Consider the following 2,860-nt stretch of genomic DNA (forward strand, 5'->3'; position numbering starts at 1 on the left):
AAGACTTGGGTCAAACCCTACGGGAAATTAATCAACCGCCGACGAAATGGCAGGTTTACGAACAGATTCTGCGGGTTCCTTATTACATTATCTTTAATCGTTACAGCAACCAATTGCGGGCATTTCAAAATTTGGCCGGTCGTTATCAGGAATTAACGCTAGCTGATGCTCCCCAGGTTTGGCTACCTGAGTTAGGTCTGGGCCTTGGCTTATGGAGCGGCACCTACGAAGGGATTGAGAGCCTATGGTTAAGATGGCAGAATGCTGAAGGTGACTGGTTGCCCTCTTCAGCAGAGCGCATTGCTCAAGAGCAGCAGCAACGAGAACGCTTGCAACAGCAGTTAAGTCTTGAGCGACAGCGGTCGGAAAGCTTAGCAGCCCGGCTGCGAGAAATGGGTTTTGATCCAGATCAACTGGTTTAATCCGTTATTTTATAATCCTGCCGCCTTAAAATCTTGACCTGTATAGAGCAGTGGCAGCTGATGGACTGTAGCGATCTCTTGATTGCTAAAGGCCACCAAATCATAAAAGTCTTCAGATGGGATCAGACTGCAGCCCAAATCCTTAAAGGCTAACGTTCAGTTGCTGAGGAGTACTCACCCTGATGTCTAGCGTTAAGGCTTAGCTATCTAAAGGCTACTCCTCTTCAGGCTCAGCGGTATAATCAAGCATATGGGCAGGACTTCAAGTTATGAAATTCCAAGTCATTTTTACATTTGATCAAGAATATCAAGGCTATGTTGCCAGTGTACCTGAACTGCCTGGATGTATGAGCCAAGGCAAGACCCTAGATGAGGCAGTCAGCAACATCAAAGATGCCATTACTGGTTATCTTCATGTTCAGGCGATATAGAGTTAAGTGAGGTGAAAGATTTGAAAGGCTATATTAAAGGTCAAGCCATTATCCTGGAAAATGCTTTGCCAGAGGGGATTGAAGAAGGAGAAATAGTTGATGTGGTTATCATATCTCGCTTAAACAAGAAACATCAATTTCCCACCTTTAAACTAGGTATTAAGGATAATTGCTTAAGCCGAGAAGAAATTAGCTTTATTTCAAGATGACTGAAAGTCATGGCCTTTGACACCTATATTCTTGATAATTGGATAGCTGAACGCGATACCAAACTGGAACAAGAACGTCAAGCCACTTTTGCCAAGGTTATCCAATGGCTAGAGGAACTTGGCGGTAGCCATGGAATTCACCGGGCTTATCTATTTGGCTCCCTGATCCGTCCGGGTAAATTCAAACAAACCTCAGATATTGATATTGCCGTTGAAGAAATGAATCCAGAAGATTTCTTTAATGCCATGAGCTTGCTGTCAACGGCGACTGGACGAGAAGTGGATCTGATTGAACTCAAGAAGTGTCACTTTGCCGATCGGATTCGTCAGAGGGGGGTTTTGTGGACGAAGGGTATTTAAGCGTCTTAACAGCGGATATTCAAGCCCAAATGAGCTTAATCAGGCTTATTTCTGTCAAGGTTGAAGAACGAGCAAAAGAGTTTTCTCCAGATGATCTAGTCAGGATGGAAAGCATTGCCTATCAAATTCACAACCTATACAATGCTGTCGAAGATCTACTCAAGCTGATAGCAGCCCACTTTGAGAACCAAATTACGGATACAGCCCGTTGGCATACAGCCCTTTTGCAGCGGATGACCCAAGTGGTGGCTGGGATTCGTCCAGCGCTACTCTCCCAGGAAACTTATTTAAGCCTAAATGCCCTCCGGGGGTTTCGGCACTTCTTTCGTCATGCCTACGGAGTTCCCATAGAATACCCTCAGTTAAAGATTAATTTGGATAAAGCTCAAAGCCTGATGCCTTGCTTAGAAAAAGATGTTGAAAGGTTTCTCAAAGCATTGCAGTAGCATAGTAACTGTTATCTCAAAAGCTTTTATCCTTCTTCCTCCTCAAAATTAATGCCTGCATAGAGATCATTTAATGAAATTTCAAAATTGATAGCGCTTAGCCTTAAAGCAGAGTCTTTGCCCTCGTACTCGCTCAGTAGCCACTTCCCAACTTCTGTTTTGGTGTACTGCATGACATAAGATTGACTTTGGCCAACTAGAATGTATTCTTGCATTTCTGGAATTGACCGATAATACATGAACTTTTCTCCCTGATCATAGTTTTGAGTAGATTTCGAGAGAACTTCAGTAATTACCATAGGATTCATCACCGTAGTTGTACCTCGTGCCGTATAGATTGGCTCTCCCTGTATGACCATAATGTCAGGATATGTATACTGACGGTATCGAGGTATCCAGAGGCGGACATCACCAATATAGACCCGATAGTTTTGCTGCCTTAGGGCAAATTTGAGGTGGGCAGCAAAGTTAAGGCATATTTCATTGTGATTGGTCGTCCCACCAGCCATCGGCACAATTTCTCCATCTCGGTATTCACTTTTATAATTAGCTTTCTCCTCCAGGCTGAGATATTCTTCTGGAGTATAATGGCGGGGTTCAATTTTTGCCTGCACCATCTCTAATCTCCCATCGCTTCAAGATTACCGGATTGCTTTTGCTCTGCCCGTAGTTTTCTACTGTGCTGGCAAACTGATAGCGATTAAACTTGAAGTCTATCGTTCAGTTGCTGAGTAGCAAATCAGCTTAACTGGTCAGGATAAGCGCATCATAAATTCTATTGATAAGGCAGGTTCGGAATCAGCAGACAAGCAGGCAGCCATCATCCAAGGCTCAGTTCGATTTCTAGCCTGTACTGCGTCCAAGCGTTCTTAAGATCGGTGGTGGTTGCGATAGCGAATCCGGGCTCCAGCCCACTGAAGTTTTTCCCGCAGGGTCTGATAAAAAGAGTAATCATCCCCCAAAAGAATAAATTGAGCTTGGGCCTCTGCCAT

The 2,860-nt window shown here is 44.1% G+C and carries 6 protein-coding genes and 1 pseudogene; 5 read left to right on the forward strand and 2 right to left on the reverse strand.

Annotated elements, in window-relative coordinates; genetic code table 11:
• From AC2VE5_RS25295 to AC2VE5_RS25315, 5 genes are all read left to right on the forward strand, one after another.
• A partial coding sequence (locus AC2VE5_RS25295) for a Uma2 family endonuclease (protein WP_486890349.1) occupies nucleotides 1–422 on the forward strand: 422 nt, incomplete at its 5' end.
• Nucleotides 423–691: 269 nt separating this feature from the next.
• Complete coding sequence (locus AC2VE5_RS25300) at nucleotides 692–853, forward strand: type II toxin-antitoxin system HicB family antitoxin (protein WP_486890350.1); 162 nt, start codon at nucleotides 692–694, stop codon at nucleotides 851–853.
• Nucleotides 854–864: 11 nt separating this feature from the next.
• Entirely contained in the window at nucleotides 865–1,062 is a 198-nt protein-coding gene (locus AC2VE5_RS25305) for a hypothetical protein (RefSeq protein WP_486890351.1), read from the forward strand.
• Between the two features lie 9 nt (nucleotides 1,063–1,071).
• Nucleotides 1,072–1,422, forward strand: a complete 351-nt coding sequence (locus AC2VE5_RS25310; RefSeq protein ID WP_486890352.1) for a nucleotidyltransferase family protein — start codon at nucleotides 1,072–1,074, stop codon at nucleotides 1,420–1,422.
• Nucleotides 1,404–1,868: a ribonuclease toxin HepT-like protein gene (locus AC2VE5_RS25315; RefSeq protein ID WP_486890353.1), complete on the forward strand. Its 465-nt coding sequence runs from the start codon at nucleotides 1,404–1,406 to the stop codon at nucleotides 1,866–1,868. The genes AC2VE5_RS25310 and AC2VE5_RS25315 overlap by 19 nt, the downstream gene beginning before the upstream one ends.
• Nucleotides 1,869–1,894: 26 nt before the next feature.
• On the opposite strand, the gene AC2VE5_RS25320 is transcribed toward AC2VE5_RS25315, so the two are convergent.
• Nucleotides 1,895–2,485, reverse strand: a complete 591-nt coding sequence (locus tag AC2VE5_RS25320; RefSeq protein WP_486890354.1) for a Uma2 family endonuclease — start codon at nucleotides 2,483–2,485, stop codon at nucleotides 1,895–1,897.
• A 252-nt stretch (nucleotides 2,486–2,737) separates the two neighbouring features.
• Nucleotides 2,738–2,860 (reverse strand): annotated as a pseudogene (gene ppnK, locus AC2VE5_RS25325) (NAD(+) kinase); the annotation flags it as partial.

Source organism: Aliterella sp. E5.1, assembly GCF_057473825.1.

Excerpts from the sequence above, each read along its gene's own strand:
- AC2VE5_RS25310 (WP_486890352.1), top strand. The coding sequence starts at position 1,072 with ATGGCCTTTGACACCTATATTCTTGATAATTGGATAGCTGAACGCGAT.
- AC2VE5_RS25300 (WP_486890350.1), top strand. The coding sequence starts at position 692 with ATGAAATTCCAAGTCATTTTTACATTTGATCAAGAATATCAAGGCTAT.
- AC2VE5_RS25320 (WP_486890354.1), bottom strand. The coding sequence starts at position 2,485 with ATGGTGCAGGCAAAAATTGAACCCCGCCATTATACTCCAGAAGAATAT.